General features: G+C 55.4%; 15 protein-coding genes and 1 pseudogene. 8 read left to right on the forward strand and 8 right to left on the reverse strand.

What is annotated here, in order from left to right; genetic code table 11:
* Positions 1-4 precede the first annotated feature (4 nt).
* The 7 genes from AC0TNJ_RS02585 to AC0TNJ_RS02615 all read left to right on the forward strand — a co-directional run bounded on the left by AC0TNJ_RS02585 (position 5) and on the right by AC0TNJ_RS02615 (position 13,994).
* On the forward strand, positions 5-481 hold the full coding sequence (locus AC0TNJ_RS02585; RefSeq protein WP_473770136.1) for a recombinase family protein: 477 nt from the start codon (positions 5-7) through the stop codon (positions 479-481).
* A 419-nt stretch (positions 482-900) separates the two neighbouring features.
* A complete protein-coding gene (locus AC0TNJ_RS02590; protein WP_473770137.1) occupies positions 901-1,488 on the forward strand; it encodes an invasion associated locus B family protein in 588 nt (195 codons plus the stop codon).
* Positions 1,489-1,501: 13 nt separating this feature from the next.
* Positions 1,502-3,271 (forward strand): ShlB/FhaC/HecB family hemolysin secretion/activation protein, encoded by a 1,770-nt coding sequence (locus AC0TNJ_RS02595; protein ID WP_473770138.1) that lies wholly within the window; start codon positions 1,502-1,504, stop codon positions 3,269-3,271.
* 20 nt (positions 3,272-3,291) lie between these two features.
* Positions 3,292-3,876 carry a hypothetical protein gene (locus tag AC0TNJ_RS02600; protein ID WP_061345510.1) on the forward strand — a complete coding sequence of 195 codons (585 nt, stop codon included), beginning with the start codon at positions 3,292-3,294 and terminating at the stop codon, positions 3,874-3,876.
* Between the two features lie 72 nt (positions 3,877-3,948).
* Positions 3,949-4,374: a hypothetical protein gene (locus AC0TNJ_RS02605; protein WP_473770146.1), complete on the forward strand. Its 426-nt coding sequence runs from the start codon at positions 3,949-3,951 to the stop codon at positions 4,372-4,374.
* A 115-nt stretch (positions 4,375-4,489) separates the two neighbouring features.
* Positions 4,490-13,627: a hemagglutinin repeat-containing protein gene (locus tag AC0TNJ_RS02610; protein ID WP_473770147.1), complete on the forward strand. Its 9,138-nt coding sequence runs from the start codon at positions 4,490-4,492 to the stop codon at positions 13,625-13,627.
* A complete protein-coding gene (locus AC0TNJ_RS02615; RefSeq protein WP_473770139.1) occupies positions 13,608-13,994 on the forward strand; it encodes a hypothetical protein in 387 nt (128 codons plus the stop codon). Before AC0TNJ_RS02610 ends, AC0TNJ_RS02615 begins: the two co-directional genes overlap by 20 nt.
* A gap of 1,784 nt (positions 13,995-15,778) precedes the next feature.
* Here AC0TNJ_RS02615 and AC0TNJ_RS02620 read toward each other — a convergent pair.
* The 8 genes and pseudogenes from AC0TNJ_RS02620 to AC0TNJ_RS02655 all read right to left on the reverse strand — a co-directional run.
* Positions 15,779-16,347 (reverse strand): annotated as a pseudogene (locus AC0TNJ_RS02620) (IS3 family transposase); the annotation flags it as partial.
* 354 nt (positions 16,348-16,701) lie between these two features.
* The gene (locus tag AC0TNJ_RS02625; protein ID WP_473770140.1) at positions 16,702-18,504 is read right to left on the reverse strand and encodes an ABC transporter ATP-binding protein; all 1,803 of its coding nucleotides are present in this window, start codon (positions 18,502-18,504) and stop codon (positions 16,702-16,704) included.
* A gap of 55 nt (positions 18,505-18,559) precedes the next feature.
* Positions 18,560-19,504 carry an acetamidase/formamidase family protein gene (locus AC0TNJ_RS02630; protein WP_247997237.1) on the reverse strand — a complete coding sequence of 315 codons (945 nt, stop codon included), beginning with the start codon at positions 19,502-19,504 and terminating at the stop codon, positions 18,560-18,562.
* Positions 19,494-21,119, reverse strand: a complete 1,626-nt coding sequence (locus AC0TNJ_RS02635; RefSeq protein WP_473770141.1) for an ABC transporter substrate-binding protein — start codon at positions 21,117-21,119, stop codon at positions 19,494-19,496. The genes AC0TNJ_RS02630 and AC0TNJ_RS02635 overlap by 11 nt, the downstream gene beginning before the upstream one ends.
* A 30-nt stretch (positions 21,120-21,149) precedes the next feature.
* The gene (locus AC0TNJ_RS02640; protein ID WP_473766871.1) at positions 21,150-22,070 is read right to left on the reverse strand and encodes an ABC transporter permease; all 921 of its coding nucleotides are present in this window, start codon (positions 22,068-22,070) and stop codon (positions 21,150-21,152) included.
* Positions 22,070-22,948, reverse strand: a complete 879-nt coding sequence (locus AC0TNJ_RS02645) for an ABC transporter permease (RefSeq protein WP_473770148.1) — start codon at positions 22,946-22,948, stop codon at positions 22,070-22,072. The genes AC0TNJ_RS02640 and AC0TNJ_RS02645 overlap by 1 nt, the downstream gene beginning before the upstream one ends.
* A 1-nt stretch (position 22,949) precedes the next feature.
* The gene (locus AC0TNJ_RS02650; RefSeq protein ID WP_473770149.1) at positions 22,950-23,567 is read right to left on the reverse strand and encodes an ANTAR domain-containing response regulator; all 618 of its coding nucleotides are present in this window, start codon (positions 23,565-23,567) and stop codon (positions 22,950-22,952) included.
* Positions 23,568-23,569: 2 nt separating this feature from the next.
* The gene (locus AC0TNJ_RS02655; RefSeq protein ID WP_473770142.1) at positions 23,570-24,739 is read right to left on the reverse strand and encodes a transporter substrate-binding domain-containing protein; all 1,170 of its coding nucleotides are present in this window, start codon (positions 24,737-24,739) and stop codon (positions 23,570-23,572) included.
* A 774-nt stretch (positions 24,740-25,513) separates the two neighbouring features.
* Here AC0TNJ_RS02655 and AC0TNJ_RS02660 point away from each other — a divergent pair.
* Positions 25,514-25,846: a hypothetical protein gene (locus AC0TNJ_RS02660; protein ID WP_473770143.1), complete on the forward strand. Its 333-nt coding sequence runs from the start codon at positions 25,514-25,516 to the stop codon at positions 25,844-25,846.
* Positions 25,847-25,851 lie beyond the last annotated feature (5 nt).

The raw sequence follows: 25,851 nt of genomic DNA on the forward strand, positions 1-25,851 counted from the left end.
GTTCATGGAGAGCGGCGTCGTTTGCCGTCAGATTGTCTTCACCGGAGATTTTGACGCGATCCAGCAACGGGGTGGGGCGGGGACTTTCCGGCGCAATTATTGCGACAGTCTTTCTGGCGCAAAAGCCGACCGGGCAGGGCTGAAGAAGGCGCTGGCAAGCCTGCAGCCGGGCGATACGCTTGTTGTATGGAGACTGGATCGTCTCGGCCGTTCACTCATCAACCTTGTTTCACTGATGAGTGAGCTGGGTAGTCGCGGCATCGAGTTTTACTCGCTGATGGAGAACATCGACACCACATCGGCAGGTGGAAGGCTTGTTTTCCATCTCATGGCAGCCTTGGCAGAATTCGAACGTTCGCTCATCAGCGAAAGAACCCGGGCAGGCATGGAGGCTGCCAAGCTCAGGGCAATTCACGTCGGACGGCCAAGGCGGATAAAGCCTGCGCAAGACGGTTCTTTGACCGCAAAAGCAGCCAGCTAAATTGCCCAAGATTTGAGACTGGAAAAGACGGGTTACCGTTTTGGTCATTGCACCTCTCCTCTGCCGATTCGCAAGCGGCGCATTTTGCGGCTTTCCGTTGTGTTTCAGATTGAGACGCTGGCTCGATTTATTCACAGGTGCTGTTCATGGCTCCTGTGGCTTTTGTGTAACTTAAGTCTAATAAGGCTTCCAGTTCTGCTATTTGCGGTTGACATCGCCACGCGCATTTTGCACTCGGCACATATTATTTTGATTGAGGTGCCTGCATCCCGACGTGTGGCGGCAGGAGAAATAGGTCGTGGCGATGCAGCCGCGGCATCAGCATTTGATTGAAGTCGTTTGCTCATCCAGAACGTTGTCTGGAGGGGCGGTGAACCGGACCGGTTATGGCGGGTTTCGGTTGAAGTGGGGACATTGTCATGCATTTGGCGAGGAAAGCAGTGCCTTTTAGCGCTGTTGTAGGGATTTTTGCGTTTGGCATTCTGGCGGCTCAGGCTGAAGAAGCCAAGGTTGCTGCCCCGGAAGCGCCAAAAATCCAAACGACCCGTTTCGATGACTGGACCTACCGTTGCGCCGAGGTAAAGGCCGCGGATGGCAAATCCATTGCGCAATGTGAGGTTGCACAGGTCGCGCAAGTGAAGCAGGGCGAACAGGACGTCAACGTCCTGACGCTGGCAATTGCAAAGACTGCGGCGGAAGCTGGTAAAAAGCCCTCCAATAGCGATTTGCTGCTGACAGCGCTTGTGCCGCTCAATGTCGTTTTGCCTGTCGGTTTGGGCCTCGCTGCCGACGGCAAGGATGTCGTCACCATCCCCTACCGCAATTGCAATCAGGCGGGTTGCTGGGCGCAACAAAAACTGGACGGCAAGATGCTGTCTGCGCTGCAGAAGGGCTCTGCAGGTGAAGCTCGATTGCGTCTGATGAACGGCCAGAACATCAATCTCAAATTCTCGTTGAAGGGGCTGAGCAAGGCTCTCGCAGAACTTCAAAAGCCAGCCAAAGCCTGATCGGGAGCAGAGAATGACGTATTCTGTTCGCCCGGCGAAGCTTTGCCTTGCGCTGAGTATTGCCTGCCTCGCGGTGGGAACGTCCGCCTTTGCGCAGGCTCCGTCTCCGGTTTTGAACCCTGCCGCATCGCCTGCCGATGACTTCATGCGCCGTCAGGCCGAGCAGAATTTGCAGCAGCGGCTCGATGCCCTGGAGGAAGCCACACCGCGCGCCACACCGTCCGTCAGGCCAGAGCAGCCAGCAACAGAAGCGGGCGCTGCGAAAGGCCCATGCTTTTCCATCAGCCATGTCGATGTGGAAGGTGTGACGCTGCTTTCGAAAGCGGCACTTGATCCTGTCCTGACGCCCTATCGCAACAAATGCATCGGCCTTGCCGATATCAATGTTCTGCTGAAAGACCTCACCAATCTCTACATGGATGCGGGATATATCACGTCGCGCGTCTATGTGCCCGAACAGGATATTGCAGGCACAAAGGTTCTGCGGCTTGTCGCTGCCGAAGGTACGCTTTCCGATATCTATCTCAATGGAAAGCCCGCTGATTATCCGGGATTGCTGGCAACGGTCTTTCCGGGCTTAAAGGGCAGGGCGGCGAATATCCGCGATGTTGAGCAGGGTCTCGACCAAATCAACCGCCTGTCATCGAACAATGCCAAGACGTCGATGTTGCCGGGCAAGGAGCCGGGCGCTTCCATTCTCAATGTCGAGAACAAGCCCGATCTGCCGTGGCATTTTTCCATTGCGAATAACAATCTCGGCCAGAAATCGACGGGTTATTCCCGATCATCGGTATCGTTCCGCATGGACAATCTGGTCAACCTGAACGATCTCGTTTCGCTGACCTACGAACATAGCGGGCCGGACTACCCATGGCCCGATGACGGTGTTGGTCAGAGCAATAGCATTTCAGGTTCGATCAGCGTTCCCTACGGCTATTGGACCTTCACGCTTAATGGGTCTTACTACAAATATCGCAGTTCCGTTCCGGGGAATGTTGAAGACGACATTACAACATCAGGCGACTCCAGCCAGCTTGGTTTCAATGTCGACCGCGTCATCCTGCGCGACAAGGATTCAATCACGACGCTCAATGCAGGCATTGCCTATAAGGAAACCAACAATTTCCTGATGGGTAATCTGATCGAGGTCGGCAGTCGGCAATATTCTGTTGCCAATCTCGGTATTTCCCATTCACGCCGCATGCTGGGTGGGCTTTGGGTGTTCGATCTGAGCTATAATCAGGGGCTTGGCCTCTTTGGCGCAACGAAACGCGGCGCTCCCGGCGCGGGCGATGCCGAGCCGGAATTCTCAAAATTCACCGGTACGATCAATGTGACCAAGCCGTTCCAATTGGGACAGCAGAATTTTCAGTTCTCGACGCTGATCAACGGCCAATATTCGCCGGATAATCTCTACGGAGCCGAACAAATATCGCTTGGCGGTTATTCCAATGTGCGCGGCACCCGTGACAGCATCCTATTCGGCAATAATGGCCTGTTTACCCGCAATGAGATCACATGGCGCACAGTGCCATGGAAAGATAGCGAGCTTCTGACCAAGCGTCTGGGCGAATTCCGACCTTACGCGGCCATCGATTACGGTCACGTGTTCGAGCAGGACCGTTTCGGCATCGAAGGTGGTGATGTCTCAGGCTGGACCGTCGGGGCACGTCTGGCAGGCGGCAATATCGGTGCCGATATCGGCTATTCGCGCATCATCAAGGCTACAGCCAATACCAGTTCAAAAGATTTGTTTTTTGTCAGCACGTCACTGCAGTGGTGATGTGCAATGTGGGGGAGTACATGTTTTCGAAAGTGAGTTTGAAGGGGCAGGGATTGATCAAGGCGGTCCTGATCGTCGTTGCAGGCGTCTTCGTTCTATCAGGTTGCGCCAGCCGCGACCCACGTCTTTTGGAGGCTTTGAAAGGTACCAGAGTTGCTGAGGTCAGGGTCGAAGCAACGCCGGACGTCGGCACAGGCCTGCCAATGATTAATGGCAAAACGCCCGAACAACAGGTTGCCATTGTCACCGCTGCCTTGCGCAAAGTCGCAGCCCGCGACCTGACGGGTTATCCAGGCGGTTCCACCCCGGCGCGTCTGGTGATCACATTGCAGCAAGCCGATCTCGCATCCGAACAGGGCCGTGTGATCTTGAGCAGTGACAGCTGGATCAGGGGCACGGTTCGTCTCGAAGACATCAAGACGGGACGTCTGATCGCCCAAAACCCGCGCATTGTGGGCCAAAACCGTGGTGTGAAGGGTGACGGCTTGGGCATCGTGGTCGCCATGGCCATCAATGCGGCAATGACAAAGAGCCAGGAACATCTGGCGGAAAAGCTCGCAGAGGATTTCACCGTCAATACGAAGACGTGGCTGACGCCAAAGTGAGTTCATCTCAAAGGAGATGATGGAGCCATTGCCGAAAGGTAAGGTGTTTATGTTTTGTGGGACAAGACTTTTATGAACAAGTTCAAATTTGCAGCTGCCGTTGTCGGTTTGAGTGTGATCCTTGCGGGTTGCGGCGGGCGCGAAGCCAAACCGATTGCTGTCACGAACCCGACCGACAGTGCCTTTGATTGCGCGGGAGTCTCGCGTGAGTTCGCCGCGAACGAACGGCAGATTATGTCGACCCTGAAAGAGCGTACGCAGGCGCAAGGCAAGAATATCGCCCTGGGTGCAGCCGGGGTGTTCTTTTTCCCGGCATGGTTCTTCCTTGATCCGAAGTCGCCAGAAAAAGTCGAGATAGACGCCCTGCGCAATCGCAACAAGGTGCTGGAAGATATCGCTCGCAACAAAAAATGTCCGGCACCGAAGTCGCAGCTGACCGAGATCTACAAGAAGCTCGACAACCCCGGCAGCGCACAGTCTGCAAACGTCCGTAATTGATGCTGAAGCGACCCTGATCGCTTCCCTTTAGAAACTAAGTCATTTTCCGGCAGGATCGGCCATGAAGAATTTTGCATATCGTCATTATTTTTCGCATGCAGCCCGCGCGCTTCACATGGGGACGCGGCGTCATATCCGGTTTGATCCTGCCGTTTTGGCGCGCAAGGGCGTCGCCACGCTTTTGAGTGGTTTGCTGGTGTTCCAGCCAATGCTGGTTCAGGCACAGGTGGCACCCGATATCAATGCACCCATCGGCAATCAGCCGGGCATCGGAGCCGCACCCAACGGCGTGCCTCTGATCGATATCGTGACACCGAACGGGCAGGGGCTGTCACATAACAAATATCATGACTTCAATGTCGGTAATCCGGGCCTGATCCTCAACAACCACAATGGCGAGCTGGGAACCTCGAAGCTCGGCGGCGTGACACCGGGCAATCCGAACCTGAAGAATAGCGGTCCCGCGACGGTTATCCTCAACGAAGTGACAAGCGGCAATCGCTCGGCTCTGCAGGGTGCCACGGAAGTGTTCGGCGGTCGCGCCGATGTCATCATTGCCAATCCGAATGGCATCACATGTGATGGCTGCGGTTTCATCAACACGCCGCGTGCGACACTGACCACAGGCACACCGGACATTGACGGCACCGGACGGCTTTCCGGTTTCACGGTTCAGGGCGGTGACGTCACCTTTGGGTCCAGGGGCGGCAATTTTGCTTCCGGCGATGGCGCTGTCGATCTGTTCGACATCGTCTCGCGCCGCGTCCAGATCGACGGACCTGTCAACGGCAAGACCTTGCGCCTTTCCGCTGGCCGTCAGAAGTTCAACTACGCCACTGGTGAAGCCACAGCACTGGATGGTGCCGACGATGCAGGTGAATTTGCCATCGACGGCTCGGCCCTGGGTGCCATGCAGGCGGACCGCATCAAGATCGTCGTCACCGACAAGGGGGCTGGCGTGCGCATGCGCAACGATATGGCGGCTCATGCCGGAGAGCTGACGCTTTCCGCCGATGGCAAGATATCGCTTGGCAATGCATCCGGTCGTGATGGTGTTTCCATCCAGTCGAAAAGCAAGCAGGTCGAAGCGAAAAAAGTCACCTCCAAAAAGCGTGTGATCGTAAAGGCAGCCAAAGGCATCACACTGGAAGCGGTCGCGGCTGACGAGGATGTCATTTTAGGCAGCGGCGACGGACTGCTTTCGGTTGCAGGGGACGTCGCATCCCTTGGCAATATCGAGCTGACTTCGTCCGGTGCGATTGTGACTGGCAATGTTGCTGCGGGACAGAATGCAAAGCTGCAGTCCGGCCAGGGGATTACGGCTGGTTCGGTCGTGGCCGATGGTGCGGCAAGCCTCACTACGGCATCCGGCAACATCGCGCTCTCGGGAACCGCCAAGGCAGGCGGCGGCGCGCTGACGATTGAAGCCGCATCTGGCTCGATCAGCGCGGCCTCGCTTGTCAGCTTCAACAATATGGCGCTGACCGCAGGAAGCGATATTGCCTCCGGTGACATTCTGTCTGGCGGTGCACTTGTTGCCTCCGCGCGCTCGCTAAAGGCAACGAGCGCCGTTTCTGGTATGGATTTTGCCGCGACCACTACGGGCGGTGCAATCACGCTCGGTACGGCTGGCGATATGCGCCTGCAAATGTCCGGCGGCGCAATTGATGTCGGCATGCTTCTGTCGGCAGGCAATCTTGTTGGCGATGCCGCTACGTTCAAAGCCACAAATGTCACCAGTCATGGTGCGACCAATATCGCCGGCGCGACCACGATCAGCGGCCAACTCCTGTCTGGTTCGGACATTACCATCAAAGGTTCTTCCATCGATCTTGGCACGGTTGTCGCCGGTGTCGATCTGGCGGCGCTCGAAGAGGGCAACGTCGTTCTTGCCAACACGGCCCATGCGCTCAATCTGACGGCAACCGCTGGCAATCTGACGGCGGAGCGCCTTCTGTCGGCGGGCGACACGATTGCCTCGGCAACAGACAATCTTTCTGCCAATGCGACCGCGCACGGCGATCTTAACCTGACGGCTGGCGGCACGCTCACGCTGTCCGGCCAGTCTCTGGCTGGCGGTAATGCCACCCTCAATGCGGGTTCGATCAATCTTGGAACGCTTGTGTCCGGTGTCGATTTTGCGGCGACGGAACAGTCGGGCGGTTCGCTCATCCTCAAGACCGGAGCGTCTGGCACCGGGAAAATGGCGCTCAAAGCGTCCAGCGGCTCGATCACTGCCGATCAGTTGTTGAGCGGCGGCGATCTCAAAGCGAAGGCCCAGCAGGATATCAGCTATAACAGCCTGCAAAGTTTTGCCGCAGCTGATCTCAATGCGGTTCTGGGGACAATCAGCCTGGACAAGAATACGGTTGCAAAGGGCGATATCACACTTACCCTGCAAAGCCTCGATCTCAGCAACAACCGTTCGAAACTCGCAACTGCCGGAACACTGATCGTCCATGCGGCATCGGCCAATCTTGCCAATTCCACGCTGACCTTTGGCGGCATTGCCCTGAACCTCACCGGTTCAGCCGACGCCTCGGGCACAAAGCTGCGCGCGGTGACGGCTGATGGCGGCTCAGGCAACATTGCGATTGCCGCGACAACGATCGCCACGACGGCCGCAACCGCACTGCTTGCCGCCAATGACCTGACCCTGACATTGGCCTCGCTCACCAATTCCGGCCAGCTTGCCGCCAACAACAATCTGACCTTCACGCTCACAGGCGATCTGACCAACACCGCGACAGGCCTTATCTATGCCGGGCGCGATGGGAGTCTGTTCGTCAACGGCGATATTCTCAACGATCAGGGCGCGATCCTCGTTGGGCAGGATTTGGCGATTGCTGCCAATGCCAGCGGCGGACGTAACAATTCGATCACCAATGTTTCCGGCCTGATCAAGGCCGAACGCGATGCGACAATTACAACCGCTAAATTGACCAACACGCGCAGCACGGCTCCAACATGGTCGGATGTTGTTGTGAGCAATGACGAGATCGTCAAATTCATGCTCAATCCGGCAACATGGGGCAAGCCGCTTGGCGCTTTGTTTAATGATCCGCGAACAGGCGTGCCGCTCGATATGTATGGGGATGATGTAGAGCGTGCCGTCGCTGCGGAATGGATGGCACAACTTTATGGCGTCATAACTTTTGCTGACGGCACGTCCTATCGCACGCAAAGTCTCCAGTCCTATGAGGAAAACACGCCGTGGAAGTGGGGTAAGAGCCTCGACAGCGTCTCGGAAATGCAGAACTGGCTGCGCAAACGCTATCCAACGTATGCAAACGGCAACATCATCCTGACGCCGGACCTTCAGAGCAAGTCGGTCATCGTCGTCAATCGTAGAGATGCGTTCGCGTGGACATTTACCTGGGATGAAGCGACGCAGATGCGTCAGACAATCCGTGAACAAAAGTTCGACGGGCAGCTTGCACCTGAAGCGCTCATCCAGACAGGCCGCAATCTCAATATCGATGCGACGACCCTCAACAATGCCTACAGCTCGATTGAAGCAGGCGGCAATGCAAAACTGACCGGATCAGTTCTCAATAATGAAGGCGTCGCTCTCTATCGCAGCGTTACTTCCACCTGCGAAGCGAAAGGCGGATGCGAAGCCTATGATGCCAATGGCAATCGCGATGGTGCCAACGATCTCGACAGGGGCAATTCACGCGTTACCAGCCAGACAATTGTCGACGGTGCCTTTGGCAATATCAAAGCCGCTGGCAATATGGATATCAGCGGGTTTGCCACTGTCAACTCGAACGCTGCGACGGGTTCTATTGCAGGTGGTGCCCAGCTTTCGACCGCGCCGACGACGGATGATCCGACCAAAGCGCTAAACGGCATGACAGCAGGCGGTGCGCTTTATACCCCGAATGCTGCTCTTGGCGGACTGTCGCCCAACGGCACGCCGCTAACCGGTGCCGAGCTTATTGCAGCGCTTGGCAATTCAGCACCAAAGCCCAATTCGGGCGGCTTCGGCGGCACGATCCCCGGTCAGGTTTTCCTTTATGAAACCCGGGCCGAATTCCTTGATGTCGGCAAATTCTACGGTTCCGGCTATTTCCTCAATCGGATCGGCTACAATCCGGATCGCGGCGTTCCGTTCCTTGGCGACGCCTATTTTGAGAACCAGCTGATTGATCAGCAACTGCGTCAGCTCGTCAATCAGGGGCTTGGCAAAGGTTCCTTCATTCCGGGCAGTGATGCCATCGAGCAGATGAAGACGCTGCTTGATCGCGGTGCCGACTTTGCAGCTGCCAATGGTTTGACCATCGGCGAAAAGCTCTCGCCGGAAATGATCGCCAATCTGACTGAGACAATGGTCTGGTATGACAAGAAGACGGTCAACGGCATCGAGGTGCTGGTCCCGACTGTCTATATCGCCAATGCCGACAAGGCCAATCTGACGGTCGCCGGTGCGATCATCTCCGGCGATACTGTCAATATGAATGTCGGCGAGGTCAATAATTCCGGCATTATCTCCGCGAAGACTGACCTCAAGCTTGAAGCAAGCAACATCACTGCAACTGGCGGCAGCTTTACGGCTGGAAACAACGTGTCGCTGTCAGCTTCGCAGAACCTGACCATTGCGAGCGCCAACATGCAGATCGGCGGCGAGATTTTCGTCAAATCCGGCAGTGGTGTGCAGGCGGGCGGCAACGCGAGCCTTGCAGCGGGCAATGATCTGACCCTGCGGGGTGCCGAGGTCAAGGCAGGTAATGATGTCAGCCTGACGGGGCAGGATGTAACGCTCGACACCGCCAAAGCCATCAACAAGGGTTCCGACAATGTCATCGGCACCACCGTGCAGTCTGGCAGTGATACGACGATTGCCGCCAAACAGGATGTGAACATACTCGGTTCCGATATCGCGGCTGGCGGCAATCTCGACATTGAAGCAGAGCAGGGCTCGGTCAATGTTGTCGCGGCAGGCGTTGAGAAAAAGGTCAACGGCGTTGCTGGCACACGCCTATCGCAGACGGATTCCACCTTTGCGCAAGCATCGAACCTGTCATCCGGCGGCAATACGAGCGTCAAGGCGGGCGATGATATTCTGATATCCGGCTCAAAGGTGAAGGCAGGCGGTGACGTTTCGCTCGAAGCCAAGGGCGATATCAATATCACGGTGGCCCAACAGCGCACCGAAACTATCGGCTCCGAAGTCAAACAGGGTTCCGAGACCCATATAGGCTCGGAAATCAGCGCAGGCGGTTCTGTCAATATTACAGCAGGCGACAAATCGGATGCCGATAATGCGCACGACCTCAACATTATCGGCTCGAAGATCGATGCGAAAGGCAAGGTCGATCTGAGCGCCACGGACAATGTCACCATCGCGGAGGCGCGGGATACAGGCTATTCGCAGCTTGATACGAGTTCAAAGGGCATCTTCAGCAAGAAGGAAAGCCATAGCCGTACCGAAACCGAAACGGCGGTTGGATCGTCCATTAGCGGCGGCGGCGGTGTCGATATCAGTTCCGGCAGGGATACGACCATATCGGCCTCGAAGGTTCAGGCTGGAACGGCAGATAACAAAGCCGACCTGAATATTAATGCAGGCGGCGATCTGATCATCGCGTCCGGCAAAGACACCTCTGAAACTGACGCCTCCAAGTCAAAGTCAGGACTTCTGTCGAAGAAGAGCGACAAGTCTCATGAGTATGATGAAACGACTATTGCATCCGAGCTTGGAGCATCCGGTAATGTGAATCTCAATGCTGGCGACACAGTTGCGATCTCGGGATCGAAGGTCGCGGCAGGTGAGAATATCGCCATTGAAGGCGACAGCGTTTCGATCATCGGTGCACAGGAAGTACACGATGCTTCATCCGCCAGCAAAAAGTCCGGGCTTGGTGCCGGTTCCGGCGGCGGCTTCTATTCAGTCTGGGGCAAGGAAGAAAAAAGCAGCAAGGAAAGCATCGTCGCCAATGTCGGCTCGGAGCTTTCGGCAGGCAATGATGTTTCGATCAAGGCACGCGAAACCGACGTCAATATAGTCGGCTCGAAAGTGGAGGCGGGCAACGACATTGCGCTCGACGCGGCACGCGACGTCAATATCCTGCCGGGCGCGGAAAGCTATGCTTCCGAGGACAAGGAAAAGCGTTCCGGCATCGGCATTCAGCTGAAATCCAGCGAAGGCAGCGCCTCCATCGGTATTGGCTTTGGTTCATCCAAGGACGAAACCCGACAGGGTGCCGAGACCAATGCGGTTTCAAGCCTGAGTGCTGGCAACAACGTCACCATCAATGCGGGTCGTGATGCAAACCTTCAGGCTGCACGTGTCGAAGCTGAAAACGATGTGGCCATAACCGCTGAGCGCGATGTCAATCTTCTGGCGGCGCAGGACAAGACCAATTACGAGCATATGCATGAGGAACTGTTTGCCGGGATCACTGCGACTGTTTCCACGGGTCTGGTCAGTTCCGCGAAGAGCATTGCCGATGCGGCAGGCAAGGTTGCGAATGTTTCAGACGGCTATTCCGCAGCCAATGCGGGCTTTGCTGGCCTTAAAGCCTATGATGCGATCAACAATCTCTCATCTATGGTGATGCCAGATGCCAACGGCAACTATGGCAATATTGCCTCAGCCTCCATCGGGGTAGGCTTCGAATATTCGAAATCGAAGGAAAATGCCGAAAGCTCGATACCGGTTGTGACGGGTATTCGCGGCGGCAACAGCGTTTCCATTGAAGCAAAATCGGGTGACATCAACAGTCACGGCGCACAGATTGTTGCTGGCTATGACGAAAATGGTCTGCTCTCCGGCGGTGCTGGCGATATCAGCCTGAAAGCTGGTAACAACATCAATCTGGAAAGCGCGCAGGCAACCAACAGCTCCTCGTCGTCCAGCAAGTCTGCCGGGGCTAGTATTGGCTATTCTGTTGGGATTGGACTTGGCAGTACGACAGGTGGCTGGACCGGAAGTGCCCATGCCGGTTCTGGAAAATCGAACAGCAATGGCACGACGCAGGTTAACACTCACGTCACCGGTTCGGGCAACATCAATATTGAATCCGGTCGTGACACCAATCTGAAGGGTGCGGTTGTCGAAGGTGAGACGATCACCGCCAATGTCGGGCGCGATCTCAACATCATCTCTGTTCCTGACACTGGCGAAAGCTCGAACAAGTCGTCATCAATCGGCGTCAGCGGCTCTCTGACTGGTGGAATGCCGAAGGTCACTGGTGTTTCGCCGGGCTATGGCACAGGATCAGGCGAAACCAACTGGATCAGCGAGCAGTCTGGTCTCGTATCGAAAGGCGAGATGGATGTTCGCGTCGAGGGCAACACGCATCTTGGTGCCGGAAAGATCATCTCTGAAAGCGGTGATCTGACCCTCGATACCGGTACGCTCACGCATGAAGATTTCTCCGGCTCGAAGAAATATGAAGGCTTTGACATTCAGGCCAATATCGACCTGACGCCGAAGGATGCAGAAGGCAACAAGCAGCAGCAGCCGGATCAGACGTCTCAGCCGAAAACGACAGCAGAAGGCACCTATCAGCTTGACGATACGCGTCAGGAAGTACGTGCCACCGTCGGACCGGGTGAGATCATTATTCGTGACAAGGACAAGCAGGCTGAACTGGAAGCCAGCGGCCAGACCGAAGACCTCGCCGCTCTCAACCGTGATCCTGACAAAGCTTACGAGATCACCAAGGATAAGCACGTCGAGATTGAATACTATCTGTCGGATACCAGTCTTGGAGCGGTGAGAGACCTCGCAGAAAAGACGGTTAATTATATTGACCGCTTGGTCGAAAAGGGCACGTTGAACGAAAATAGCGCGCGGGAAGCGCGTGAGCTTGCAAGGCGGCTGGAGGATATCGACCCAGACTCGCTGGCAGTTTGCTCAGGTCCTCAAAATGGAAGTCTGTGGGATTTTGTTGTTGGTCGTGCCTATGCGGCTAATGGCTGTACGATACGGTTTAAAGGTGAATTGGCTGGGAAGACGATAGGCTCGGAAGCCTATGAAGCGGCTCGACAAGGCATCCTCGCCAGTGCGGAACAGCAAATCAAAGAAAACCTGGGCACCATCCAGAGGCTTAACAATATTCTGAAGTCAGGTGAGAGCCTGACGGCGTCGCAGCAGCAGCAACTTTTCGATGCACAAGGGCGCTTGCAGCAGCAGATGTCATATTATGTACTTTGCAGCAACAATGTGAATGATCTGCGGAACTCAGGTATCGTTCCCAACACACCCGACTTCAATTCCTATTTTAACGTAGCAGTTGCCTATCGTCAGGGAGGCGATGCCATTGCGCAGCAGCTCGAAGGACTAAGCCAGCATTCTCAGGAGAAGTTAAAGGAACTAAGAAAATCGAATTCAAGTCAGTTTAATGGCTTGATGCACCTGGCATATAATTCCAGTACCGCAACGTTGGACGCAGCGTTTCTGCTAAATGGAATTTCGCAACAAACAGGATTGTCTCAAGCGGAACGAAACCGTGCGATCAACAGGGCGGCTGGAAACCTCGCAAAGGGTCTGTTCCAGACGGGAGTTGCTGGGATTAACGGTCCTGGTGGAGGGCAGCTCAATCAGATTGTAGCAGCTGTCCAGGTAGCTAGCGCCAACATGAGTGCGGAAGACCGCCTTGTATTTGCGAACACATTGAACAGCTATGCGAATACCCACGCCAATACAGTGGAAAATAATGTCAGTGCGGCTCGTATCGCGACCGTTGTCGCTCTGGCGGCTGGCCCCTTAGGAGAAGCATCGCCTGCAATTGCCGCATGTATAGGAAATAAGCTTTGTCTAGCTGAAGCTGCGAATCTCTTTACCGATCTGATCGGTGCCGAAGCTGTCGGCGGAGGCTCGCTTTTTGCGGGAGGCGCTGCCGCAAGCGTTAAGGCTGCAGAGGTTGCACTTGAACAGGCTGCTGTCAAAACCGTTGCGAAGAGCGCCCCAACGGCAGGCTTGGGGCCGTTGCGTCGGCAGGTGGATGACCCGATACTGGATGCCATCCTTGATTCTAACTATGGCGTTCGCAGTAATAGTGGAGTGCGTGTTGGAAATGGCGGAACTGCTGATGCATTACGATATGAGAAAGCTACAGGAGAATTATTGTCTCCAAATGGGCATGGCCAAAAAGCCTCAGATCTAAAATCACGGCTTGAAAAATATGTTCAAAAAGCTACGAACAGCCCAAATCCCAACAACAACGGAACCATTTATACTGCCAGAGATATTGAATATGCACGAGAACTGATAAGGGATTTAAATGATGCTCTCAAAAGGTGAAAAATTTCTGGCATTTCTGTCGACGCTCAAAAATCAAAACATTATTGACGATTCTGATATCTTAACCGCATTTCAACATTTAGATGGATTGGAAGGAGTATTAAAGGAACAGTATTTTATCTTGGCGTCAGAGGCGCTTGGCCGAGCTATTGCAAGACGACTTTCGTTAGACGACATTATACGTTTTATAGAGAGAAATAGTAACCTTCTCTCTGAGGATGAGGAAATGGGTGGTTATTATTTTTTGGAAGCACTTTTAGATCAATGGGTTTCATTGAAGTCAAACGAGGAGTCCGATCTTGTCAGAATAATTAAGATCTCTCCTGAGGCGTATAGATCTTTTTTAAGAAAGAAGTTTCTTTTGTAGATTTTTGGTGCTGTTGCTAAATTTGGGTCGGGAAGGAGCGTGCCTATCTACAGAGGTAATTGCCCGAGAGTTCTGTGAATTGCTGTTTGAACAAGAGCGTTTTGATTTGCGCCATGAAGTGCTCCAGTTTTCCATCTGCTCGTAACCCAGATTATTGATTACAAGCCCCTGATAAAACGTGGGATTTTACCCAATCACACAAATTTGGCATCAAAATGAATAAGATACAACTTTTTCTATGAGATGGGTTGGGAATTGTTCGATTCACTGCGGTTTGGTTGGTGGCGGTAATCAAGTGTACTTCGATAAGAACATAAACCCCTTAAACCCGGAATGGATCAAATGATGACTAATTGCGGTTGGGAAGAGATAATTGCCTTCGCATCGTCGGGAGAATATCGTCGCTTTGTAAAGTGGATTGAAGAACAAGCTGAAAGAGGCGAGTGCAACGAAATTTTAGGATCATCAGAAGTTCTTGCTCAAAGGAGTGATCGGCGATTTCAAAGTAAAGAATCCGGCCAAATCTGGAAGTTATCTTGTCCTGACCCCGGTTATTTCGCCGGGTCGTGGCTACCTGAGAGTCGGCTTTGAAAGGCATTGATGTTGAGCCAATCGTCTCGCGAGTAACGTCACGGGAGCGGAATAGCGGCAGATTTCGTTCAACATGGCACGCGGGCTCTCGAGGATTCTCGGGCAGACCTCGCAGCCAAAGAACTCAGCTGAAGGCACCTATCAGCTAGACGATACACGTCAGGAAATCCGCGCCACCGTCGGACCGGGCGATATCTTCGTTCGTGACAAGGAAAACAGGCAGAGCCTGAAGCAAACGGACAGAATCGCAACATCGCCGATCTCAAGCCATGCCCGAAAGGTAGGCTGCACCGCCTCAAACACCCGCCATATACGGCGTTCGCTGTAGTAGGGATAGGAGTGCAAGCGCCCCATTTGTGGTAAGGGGCTGATTTGAACGTGACCGCATTTCAGGCTTCTTCGCGTAGTTGGGACAGGCTGCCGAATTCAATGGAATTTTCGATTTCACCAATGCCAGCTTCCGGATGGGCAAACATGTGCTTTCTCGCATTTTCTTCCGTGTCGCCGCCTGCACCGTTTTCGCTATACTGATCACCAAAGTCCCGCTCTCGCCATGATACTGAGCCGTCTCCGGCGATCTCGTAAGCATTACCGTCAAGGTTCAGGCGCTCTGCTGCGTCTTCCGTAAGCCAGACAACGATATCACCACTGCTGATATGCAGCCCATGCTCAATGCGTTTGATCTCAGCATGTCCGGGCTCATAGCTGAAACGTTCGCGCCTGTTTTCCCGAACCCAGTCTCCAAGGCGCTCGCAAATCGCATCGCGTATTGCTTCGCTGAAATTATCGTCGAGGCGATATTGGACCGAACCGTCACCGGATTGACGACCGAGAGTGCCGTCGCTATCGAGGAATTCAGAATACTCATCGCCATTGACCGCAAACGTCAGGATGTCGCTGTCTGCATCTTCATCGTAGTTCGGTCGAATATCCGTAAGGGATCTGCAAGCCTCCCACATAGCCTCGTGCTCTTCGAGGAACGCCCATGCTTCTTCGTTCTCTCGGATATAAGCATTGATAATGTGGTAATTCGCGTCAATTTCGTCGTCCATGAGACCGCATTCGCAATTCTTGAGATTTGACTGTCCTAGACCGACGCTACACTTGTAGTCTTCGTAGTTGACGAATTCGACCAACTCTTTGCCGTTGAGCGTAAACCAAGCCCAGACGTGGCCGTTCGTGTCAGCGTCGGATTTCAGTTCAAGACCGTTTTCACGCATCAGTCTCGCCGTGCGGTGACGACCTGCCCGAATGCCTTGTTCGTTCAGTTCGACATGCGTTCGAGGGCTACCATAGGTTTCACGTGACAGTGCAAACTGATTGCGAATATGCGCCAGAATAACCATGTCATCAAGCTGGCGGCGGTTAGGGACGCGATGCTTCCATGCATGCTGACACCTGCGAAGGCGCACAAACGCGACAGAGACATATGGACCTTCTCCGTATCGATGAAGGCAAACTTCATCGACTTGTCTCTCGAGCGAAGAAGGCCGTCGCCTTTTTTTAATAAATCGCGTTCCTGTCATAGAAGCTCGTTTTCTTTGCGAAGCCGAGCAAGCTCCTGGCTCATGTCTTCATGCGGACCGGAGAGTAAATCTATCTCAGCAAAATTACGCCGCCAGCGGTCAAGTGTCTATTTGCCAATGCCAAGGTCCTCGGCAACCGATGAAATGCTTCGACCACTCGTCGTTAAAATCCGAACGGCTTCGCGTTTGAACTCTTCTGTAAATTCTCGCTGCTTCAATTCTAAGTCTCCTGTCAGTCTGTTCTAACAGAAGTCCTCCACTTTTAAAGGGGAAGTCCAGTCCTGGAAAATCCCGGTTCGCCCTTAGTTGCTACGAATCAATCGATAATGCCATAGGCAGTCAGCCAATCTCGCACATGGCGGCGCATTTCGTTGGTCGGCATACTGGGGTTGGCGTCGACTAACAAGTAATCCTCATCATAGATCTCGACAACGCAATAAGAGATCTGACCGCCGCGGCATCCAGCCAGGAGTTGTTGCCCTCTTTTGATCAAGGAGCGACAGATTATTCGTCACCGTCGCATATTGGGCCAGACGTTGGGAAAATTGGCATACGTCATGGGAAACTGCTCTGTTAGCTAAGTCCTGAGCCTAGACACCAGCCTCATGCCAGACAGAATGTCCGTCGCCAAGCGCCACATGTTCGAGATGCGGTGCCACATAGTCAAGCGACTTCACCGGGCTTGGAAGCTCGCCTTCATTGGCCACAAACAAACGACGCTCACGATCCGGATCTGCAACAGGAACCGCTGACATCAAACGACGCGTGTAGGCATGCTGCGGGTTCTCAAACACCTGCGCACGCGTTCCAGTCTCAACAAAACGGCCCGCATACATCACCGCAACACGGTGACTGATCTGCTCGACCACCGCCATATCGTGGCTGATGAAGAGATACGAAACGCCCGTCTCGTTCTGGATGTCCTGTAAAAGATCCAGAACCTGCGCCTGTATCGAAACGTCCAAAGCCGCAACGCTTTCGTCCGCTACAATCAGCTTCGGTGACAATGACAAAGCACGCGCAATGCAGATGCGCTGCCGCTGGCCGCCGGAGAATTCGTGCGGATAGCGCTTCATCTGATCCGCAGACATACCGACCCGGCGGAAGAGATATTCGACACGGTCTTTCAGTTCACTGCCTGATGCCAGATCATGGATCGTCAGTGGTTCGCCCACAAGGTCGCCAACCCGCATGCGCGGATCGAGCGAAGCATAGGGATCCTGAAAGATCATCTGAATGTCACGCAGCACCGGTCGCATCGCTGTGCGGCTCAGACCCTTCGTGCTCTTGCCATCGATGCGGATATCGCCGCTCCATGGAACCAGATTGAGCAGAGCTTTGCCGGTGGTGGACTTGCCGCAGCCGGATTCGCCGACCAGTGACAGTGTCTCACCGCGATTGACAGTAAAGGATACGCCCTCCACAGCATGAACGCGCCGGACAGGGCGCTGTAAGATGCCGCCCTTTATGTCGAAGCGAACAACCAGATTCTCGACTTCGAGAATGGGGCTGAATGGTGCAGGCGCTGGCTCAGCCTTCGGTTCCGCTGGCGCGCGCTTCGGCTTATCGGTGCCAGTCATTTCACCGAGCCGCGGCACAGCGGCAAGCAGTCGCTGCGTATATTCGTCACGAGGGTGGTGGAAGACATCGCGCAGTGGGCCTTGCTCGACTTGCCTACCCTTGTTCATGACGAGAACATGGTCTGCCATTTCGGCGACAACGCCCATATCATGGGTGATGAGAATGACCGAGATGCCGTTCTCGGCCTGGAGCTTGCGAATGAGCGCAAGTATCTGCGACTGGACTGTCACGTCGAGCGCGGTCGTCGGCTCGTCGGCGATGAGGATTTCTGGCTTCTGGGCAAGCGCCATCGCGATCATGACGCGCTGGCGCATGCCGCCGGAGAGTTCGTAGGGATATTGCAACAGGCGACGGCTGGAATCGGAAATCTGAACCTGATCGAGCAAGTCCTTGCAGCGCTGCTTCAGCGCCGCGCCGGACAGGCCGCCATTCGGGTCAGCTTCATTGGCGACAGCTTCCGCCAATTGTCGCCCAACGGTCAGAACCGGGTTCAGCGAGGTCATGGGTTCCTGAAAGATCATCCCGATATGACGCCCGCGCACACTGCGCATCTGGTTTTCGTTGAGCTTGAGAATGTCGCGACCGTTCATCACGGCGGTGCCGCCGGTGACGCGTGCCAATGATTTGGGCAAAAGCTGCATCAGCGAGAGCACGGTCATGGATTTGCCGGAACCGCTTTCGCCGGCAATACACAAGGTTTCCCCGGATTGCAGATCAAAGGAAAGTCGGTCGACGACAGTGCGTGCACCGTCGGGCGTCGCAACCTGCGTCACGAGATCTCTTACCTGCAGAAGCGGAGAAGGCGTGTTCATGTTTGTGCTCGCTGAGTGATGGAAGAGGGGCGGCTGGGGACCGCCCCCTTATGCCTTATTCGAAAACGGAACGCGGGAAGTAGAACGATACGACCCAGTTCGGCTGATCGACGATTTCGCTGATGCGCAGATCACCACAAGCCGAGCAGAGCATATAGGCATCCACCGGGTTGAGGTTCTGCGTCTGGCAAAGAAGGTCGATCATGTTGGAAAGGGCGGCTTTCGCGCCTTCCCACAGATCGGACCCGATACCGGTGGTGACTTCGTAACCCTTGGTATCTAGGTGCCGCGTCACTGGCCCCGGCGTGGTGAACCGGGGCATCTTCAGTGGCGTATCCTTGATGAGATCCAGCGTCAGAGCGACATTCATCGCGCTTTCGATGGCGGTGCCGCACACTTCGCCGTCGCCCTGTGCCGCATGGGTATCACCAATGGAGAACAAAGCGCCTTCGACTTCGATCGGCAGATAAAGCGTGGTTCCGGCTGCAAGATCGCGGATGTCGAGATTGCCGCCGACACGACGCGGTGGTACGACCGAATGCAGGCCCTTTTCCGCCGGTGCGACGCCGATGGTTCCGGCGAACGGCTTCAGCGGCACGCGCGCACGCTCTCCGAAGAGTGCTGGCTCCAGCGTTGTGGGATTGTAGTTCCACAATGCTAGCGCTGGTTCCTTGAAGTCGTCGGCGAGAAGACCGAAGCCCGGAATATTTGCCGTCCAGCCGAAGCCTGATGGCTCGAACTGATGGATGGTGATTTTCAGGACATCGCCCGGTTTGGCTCCATCGACGAAGATGGGGCCGGTAACCGGATTGACCTTGGAAAAGTCCATCGTCGACACATCGGCGACCGTGCTGCCGCGATGATAATGGCCTGCGCCGCTATCCAGACATTCGAATTTCAGGGTCGAGCCGGGCGCGACCGTTTCAGCCGGCTGGAACGAGTTGTCCCAGCCGAAATGATGATGCCGACCATGAATGGTGTAATGGCAATTATTGCACATCTTTTGCATAAACCTCGTCGTAATTGACCGGAATGTGGACAGGATCGACGAAGATCGCGTCGGGACCGCCCAGACGTTCAGAGCGAACCGAGAAGCGCTCCTCGTTGAAGATCGGCGCCCAAGGCGTGTCGTCCATGATCTTCAGATAGATATCGCGCCACATGGCTTCGCGTTCTTCCTTGCGGGCCGGGTCAACGATGGCGTCAGCTTCCTGCGCCTTCTTGTCCAGCTCTGCATTGCAGTACCACGACCAGTTCCAGCCGCCCTGTACCGCACCGCTGCAACCCAGGATCGGGCCGTAGAAATTGGACGGATCCGGGAAGTCGGCAATCCAGCCCATACCACCAGACCAGACCATCGGCGCGGCGTCAGGCTCTCCGCCTGCTGCGATGACATTGGCCTGGGCCAGCGATTTGATCGAGGCCTTGATGCCGATAGCGGCCAGATCCTGCTGGATGGCCTGTGCTATGCGCGGCTGCGGATCGGTATTGGCGACGAACAACTCGGTTTCGAAACCATCGCCCACACCGGCTTCGGCGAGCAGCGCCTTTGCCTTTTCAGGATCGTAAGGATAGCCCTTATAGTCCTTGGCATAGCCCGGCATCGACGGCGGCAGCGGCTGATTGGCCGGGACAGCGCGACCGTTGATGATGCGGACGATACGGTCCTTGTTGATGGCCATGTTGACGGCCTGACGCACCTTCACATTGTCGAAAGGCTTGATCTTGACGTTCATGGTCACATAGCCGGTGTGCAGCTGGCCGCCCTGAATGATCAGGTCCTTGAACTTCGGATCCTTGGTAACTTCGATGAATTTCGCAGGCGGAATGCCGTCACCCGGAATGTCGACTTCGCCGTTCTGCAAACGCAGAAGGGCAACGACCGGCTCCTGACCGACCTCAAAGGTGATCTGGTCGAGCTTCGGCAGCGACGGATTGTAATAATCCTTGAAACGCTCGAATACGATGCGCTGGCCGAGCGTCCATTCGGTCATCTTGAAAGCGCCGGAACCGACCGGATGCTTGCCGAAATCTGCGCCGTATTTTTCGACTTCTTCCTTGGGCACGATATGGGCGAAGTTCAGCGCCAGCACATGCAGGAAGGTCGCGTCCGGACGGCTCAGCTCGAACTTGATGGTATAGGGATCAACCACGGTGATGCCCGACAGCGCCTCGGCCTTGCCTGCGGATGCATCCTCAAAACCGACGATGGAGCCGAAGAAGCCAGCGCCGGGGCTCTGGGTCTTCGGGTTGACGACGCGTTCGATGGAATACTTGACGTCATCGGCGGTCAGTTCGCGACCATTGTGGAACTTCACGCCCTTGCGCAGCTTGAAGGTGAAGGTCTTGCCGTCTTCGGAGATCGTGTAATCTTCCGCAATTTCCTTGCGCAGATTGGTGGTGCCCGGCTCGTAGTCCATCAGGCCGTCGAACAGCGACTTGATCATAGACCAGTTCTGCCAGTCATAGCCGATGGCGGGATCGAGCGTCGAAACGTCGTCCTTATAGGTGACGATCATCGAGCCACCCTGCTTGACGTTGGCGGCTTGCGCGCCGAACGAGATGGCGAGGCCAAGCGCCAGCGCCGATATGCCGGATAGAAAAGTCTTCTTCATTGGTGTCCCTTTCTCTGGAGTCTTTTGGTTTCATCGCAGCTTGATGCGCGGGTCGATCAGTGGAGTGATGAGGTCGGCGAGCAGATTGCCGAGAACGATGGCGAAGGCGGATACGATCGTGACGCCCATGATGATGGGAATGTCGACGCGCTGGATTGCCTGCCAGGCAAGCTGACCGATGCCGGGCCAGCCGAACACGCTTTCAACGACGACAATGCCCGACATGAACAGACCGATATCGATTCCGATCATGGCGATGATCGGCAGGATGGCGTTGGGCATGGCGTGACGCAGCAGGATTTTCCAGCGCGCCAGCCCCTTGGCGCGGGCCGTGCGGATATAATCCTGGCGAAGAACGTCGAGCAGCGAGGAGCGCATCATGCGCGAATACCAGCCTGCGCCCAGAAGGCCGAGCGTCAGCGAAGGCAGGACGAGATGCATGAACGTTCCGTAGCCGCCGATCGGGAACCAGCCGAGCTTAACCGCAAACACGTAGAGCATCAGAATGCCGATAACGAATTGCGGGGCGGAAACGCCTACGAATGAAAAGATCATCAAGGCATTGTCGGTGCGGCTGCCGCGCCGGGTGGCCGCGATGACGCCCATGGTGAGACCGATGGCGAGTTCCGAGAAGATGGCGCCGGCCATCAGCAGCAGGCTTGCGGGCAGGCGTGACCAGATCAGCGATGCCACTTCGGTTTTCTGAAGATAGGAGCGTCCGAGATCGCCCTGAACGAGCCCCTTCAGATAGCGTAGATATTGCTCATAGAAGGGCAGGTTGAGGCCAAGCTGCTCACGAATATTCTCGACCGTCTGTGCTGTCGCGCTGCGCCCGGCAATCTGGCGCGCCGGATCGGCTGGCACCAGATAAAGCAGGATGAAGGTCACGAAGCTGATGCCGATCAGGATCATCACAGTCTGGATGAGGCGGCGGGCAATATAGGCAAGCATCAGTGATGCCCCTGCTGGGTCGGGTCGAGCACATCGCGCAGGGCATCACCGACGAGGTTGAAGGCGAGCGCCAGCAAAAGGATTGCTGCGCCCGGAATGAAGACGAGCCAGGGTGCGCTCGTGAAATAGGTCTGGTTTTCGAAGATGATATTGCCCCAGGAGGCCGTTGGCGGTTGCACGCCAATGCCGAGGAAGGACAGCGTGGCCTCCAGAAGAACGGTGGTGGCGATACCAAGCGTGGCCCAGACGATCATCGTGGAAAAGAGATGTGGCAGGATGTGCTTCAGGATGATACGGGGCGCACCCGCACCCATCGCGCGCTCGGCCTCGATGAAATCGCGTTCCGACAGAGACCGGGTTTCCGTGTAAAGCACGCGTGCAATCTGAACCCAGTTGACCATTGCGATCACCATCGCGACGATCCAGAGGCTCGGCTTGAAGATTGCCGCAAGCACAATGGCCAGCAGCAAAGCGGGAAACGCCATCATCAGATCGGTAAACCGCATCAGCACGGTTTCCACCCAGCCACGGAAATATCCGGCGCAAATGCCGACAGTCGAACCGATGAGCACCGCAATGCCGTTGGCCACCACGCCGATGATCAGCGAGGTCTGTGCACCATAGATCAGGCGGGAGAACAGATCGCGCCCGACGAGATCGGTGCCGAACCAGAATTTCAGGTTGGGCGCGAGCGGCGCGCCTTCCAGTGTCAGGCCGTCGAAGAATTGTTCGTTCGGATCGAAGGGGACGATCCACGGCGCGAAGAGCGCGGCTGCGACAGTGACGACGATGACGACAAGGCCGAATGCGGCCAGCGGTCGGCGGATGATGCGGCCAAGAACGCCGCGTTCGGCTTTTTTCTGGCCGACCGGAAGAATGTCAAGCGCGCTCACGATCGTTCCCTGTCTGCTTTTCTTTCAGAAAGCGCCGGGCAAAGGCCTCGACACTGATGCGCTCCGCCATCGCGGCAAGGCGCAGTTTCTGATAGGCCTGTCTGGCGGAGATATTGTCTGCGAACATCAGTATTGCCGTGGCCTGCGCAATGGCTTCGCGTCCGGCAAGGCTTTCGCGCAGCTCGCCGATTTCGGTTGCCAGCGCATGGCGACGCTGGAAATTGTGCATGGCGATGACCAGAGCGCTATAGACGCCCGCATTGCCGATTGGCTTCAAAAGCTGTGCATCCGCGCCCTGATTGAGCGCCCAGCCGATCCGGCCCGGTGCTTCCGAGCCGATCAGGGCGACTGTGGGCACAGGAGCCTGCTGCGGCGGCCACGGAAACTGCTCGTCATATCCCATATCGACATCGAAGAAGACGACGTTGAACCGGGAGATGTCGGCGCGCTCAGGCAGGTCCGGCCAGCATTCCACGACGTCCACGCCGATGCGGCGCAACTGCTGCACAATCGCATCGACATTGGTATGGCGGCGATGAACGATCAGCGCGGTCCAGTTTTCGAATGCGCCCCAACTGGCGACGGTGAAGGCCGGGTCTGTCATGGTCATTTGACGAGCCTCAGAAAGCCGGGCTGCTGGCCCGGATTGGCGGATGTTTGAAGATGCGTTCGCGCCATGAACGGGTCCGGCTGAATGGCGACCTCGGCTTCATGCACGATTTCAAAGCTGCAATCTTGTCTGGCCCGTCCGATATGGGCGGGCAGGGCGATATGGTTTGTCCGCGGTTCGACCAGCACATCGCCGAGCGGCGTGCTTGTGGTGTGCGTCTGGACTGCGGCGAGCACTTTTTCGACATCGTCGGTGCCTGCCCGTTCGATACCAGCGGCGATCATCAGAACACTGGAATAGGCTTGGGCGAATATGGCCGAAAGGCTACCGTCAAAGCCATTGCTTCTGACGGCTTCCAGAAAGGCGCGATTGGTTTCGCCCGGCAGTGTGCGGAAATAGCAACTTACGCTGTAATTGCCCTCGGCGGCATTGCCGACATGCTCCAGCTCGCTTTCATAGAGATTGCAGCTCAGAACGGGCCTGACATAGGTGCGGAAATCGCTGTTTCGGCGGCCCAGTTCCGCATAGGCGCGCAGGAACGTATAGGACGATTCACCGATCAGATTGTTGAGGATGAAGTCGGGCTTCTTGCTTTCGATTTCCCGGATGAGATGGTCAATATCCGAGTCGCCGATGGCGATGGCGCGCTCACCGAGAACTTCGCCGCCAGCTGCATTCAGCATTTCGCGGGCGAGGCGATTGGTTTCCCAGCCCCAGATATAGTTCGAGCCGAGCAACATAGCGCGGTTGCCGAAGCGGGGCACAATAAAGTCGATCAGCGGGACAAGATGCTGGTTGGCGCAAGCCGCCGTATAAACGACGCGGTCGCTCGCTTCAAAACCTTCATAGACGCAGGGATACCAGAGCAGTGCATCGCGCTTTTCGACAACGGGAATGACTTCCTTGCGGCTCCAGGATGTGGTGCAGCCGACGATGTGTTGAACGCCCTGTTGCGAAATCAGCTCTTCACTCAGCGGCGCATAACGGTCGGGGTTGCCGCTCGGGTCGGCAATTAGTGGAACGAGATTGAATGGAAGGTCCCGATCATTGATGGCCTTGATCGCAGCCATAGCTCCGCAATAGCCCTCGTAGCCCAGTTTTTGATAGGGACCGGAGTGCGAAAACAAGACGCCGACAGGGATGTCAATTTTGTTGTTTTGAGACATGCAGAAAGCCAAACAAAAAAACCCCTCCGGAATTTTCAGATTCCGAGAAGGGCCCAAATGCCAAATACGAATTTGACCCAGAAATTACTGAATTTAGCGCAATTCCGTCAAGCTATTTCTTTTTGCCGTTATTTTAAGCAACATTATTAATCTTATGGCAAAACTCAATCTTTGGCAGTGGCGCGGAGTACGTCCTTATCTTTTGCTCCGACGCTCGCAGACGCTGATGCGATAGATTTGCCATGCACATCGCCACGCAAGTCTCACTGGTTCGCGTACGAACCACGTGCGCACAGACTGAGGTCGACATTGCACCTTACGATATGATTTTTGCTGGTTCTGTATATCTCCTGACAACGCCAATAAGTGCGAATTCAAAAAGCAACCGGCAAATAACCGTATGTCTTTACCTTCCGCCTCAGGCATTTCATCGTGGCATCACGAACGCGGCGTAAGCCGCATTCTTTTACGCATCGCGGATTTTTGTGTTCGACTGTAAAGTTTCCCCGACTGCGATACACTGTACCGTGAACAGGCCACGCGGTCTTTCGTTGGCTCTGAAAATAATAGGTTGCTGAGGGAGCGCTGGGTACCCAACGAAAATCCGCGACACTTGCTACCCGTTCGACGGCGGAGTCGCAGGCTTTTATGTCGAGCGTCTGGCTTGGATATGTTCTCTAATATATGCTCGAGTTTGTTGAGATTTCACATATGGCAAAAGGAGAAACTTGTCATATGTAGGATTGGACTCTTTTTTGACCGGAAAGGGGCCGTATGCAGACTGTCCGATGTCGGAGTATTGAACCGCATCAGCTTGCCGGACGCCGGAAGGATGCGCTTGATATTGCCTGCGTTTATTCCGGCAAAATCCGCACTGTCGATTGCGCGATACTGGTTGCGGTCACGTCGCGCCTGCCAAACGATCAGCTCTGGCACGATCTGGTAGCCTTGAAACATCAATGGATGGATCACGGTTTGGAAACGGTCGAGCGCATCGGTGACTGTCTTTCTCCGGGCATCATTGCTGCGGCAACCTATGCAGGGCATGGTTATGCGAGAAGCCGCAGCCAACTGTCGCCGGAAGACAATTACGATATTTACCGGTGAGGAAT

The sequence above is a fragment of the Ochrobactrum sp. PL_is483 genome (assembly GCF_055816855.1).

What these genes read in the sequence shown, in the direction of transcription:
- AC0TNJ_RS02605 (WP_473770146.1), top strand. Translation starts at nt 3,949, where the DNA reads ATGAACAAGTTCAAATTTGCAGCTGCCGTTGTCGGTTTGAGTGTGATC.
- AC0TNJ_RS02655 (WP_473770142.1), bottom strand. Translation starts at nt 24,739, where the DNA reads ATGTCTCAAAACAACAAAATTGACATCCCTGTCGGCGTCTTGTTTTCG.
- AC0TNJ_RS02615 (WP_473770139.1), top strand. Translation starts at nt 13,608, where the DNA reads ATGATGCTCTCAAAAGGTGAAAAATTTCTGGCATTTCTGTCGACGCTC.
- AC0TNJ_RS02600 (WP_061345510.1), top strand. Translation starts at nt 3,292, where the DNA reads ATGTTTTCGAAAGTGAGTTTGAAGGGGCAGGGATTGATCAAGGCGGTC.
- AC0TNJ_RS02660 (WP_473770143.1), top strand. Translation starts at nt 25,514, where the DNA reads ATGCAGACTGTCCGATGTCGGAGTATTGAACCGCATCAGCTTGCCGGA.
- AC0TNJ_RS02610 (WP_473770147.1), top strand. Translation starts at nt 4,490, where the DNA reads ATGGGGACGCGGCGTCATATCCGGTTTGATCCTGCCGTTTTGGCGCGC.
- AC0TNJ_RS02635 (WP_473770141.1), bottom strand. Translation starts at nt 21,119, where the DNA reads ATGAAGAAGACTTTTCTATCCGGCATATCGGCGCTGGCGCTTGGCCTC.
- AC0TNJ_RS02650 (WP_473770149.1), bottom strand. Translation starts at nt 23,567, where the DNA reads ATGACAGACCCGGCCTTCACCGTCGCCAGTTGGGGCGCATTCGAAAAC.
- AC0TNJ_RS02585 (WP_473770136.1), top strand. Translation starts at nt 5, where the DNA reads ATGGAGAGCGGCGTCGTTTGCCGTCAGATTGTCTTCACCGGAGATTTT.
- AC0TNJ_RS02640 (WP_473766871.1), bottom strand. Translation starts at nt 22,070, where the DNA reads ATGCTTGCCTATATTGCCCGCCGCCTCATCCAGACTGTGATGATCCTG.
- AC0TNJ_RS02590 (WP_473770137.1), top strand. Translation starts at nt 901, where the DNA reads ATGCATTTGGCGAGGAAAGCAGTGCCTTTTAGCGCTGTTGTAGGGATT.
- AC0TNJ_RS02625 (WP_473770140.1), bottom strand. Translation starts at nt 18,504, where the DNA reads ATGAACACGCCTTCTCCGCTTCTGCAGGTAAGAGATCTCGTGACGCAG.
- AC0TNJ_RS02595 (WP_473770138.1), top strand. Translation starts at nt 1,502, where the DNA reads ATGACGTATTCTGTTCGCCCGGCGAAGCTTTGCCTTGCGCTGAGTATT.
- AC0TNJ_RS02630 (WP_247997237.1), bottom strand. Translation starts at nt 19,504, where the DNA reads ATGTGCAATAATTGCCATTACACCATTCATGGTCGGCATCATCATTTC.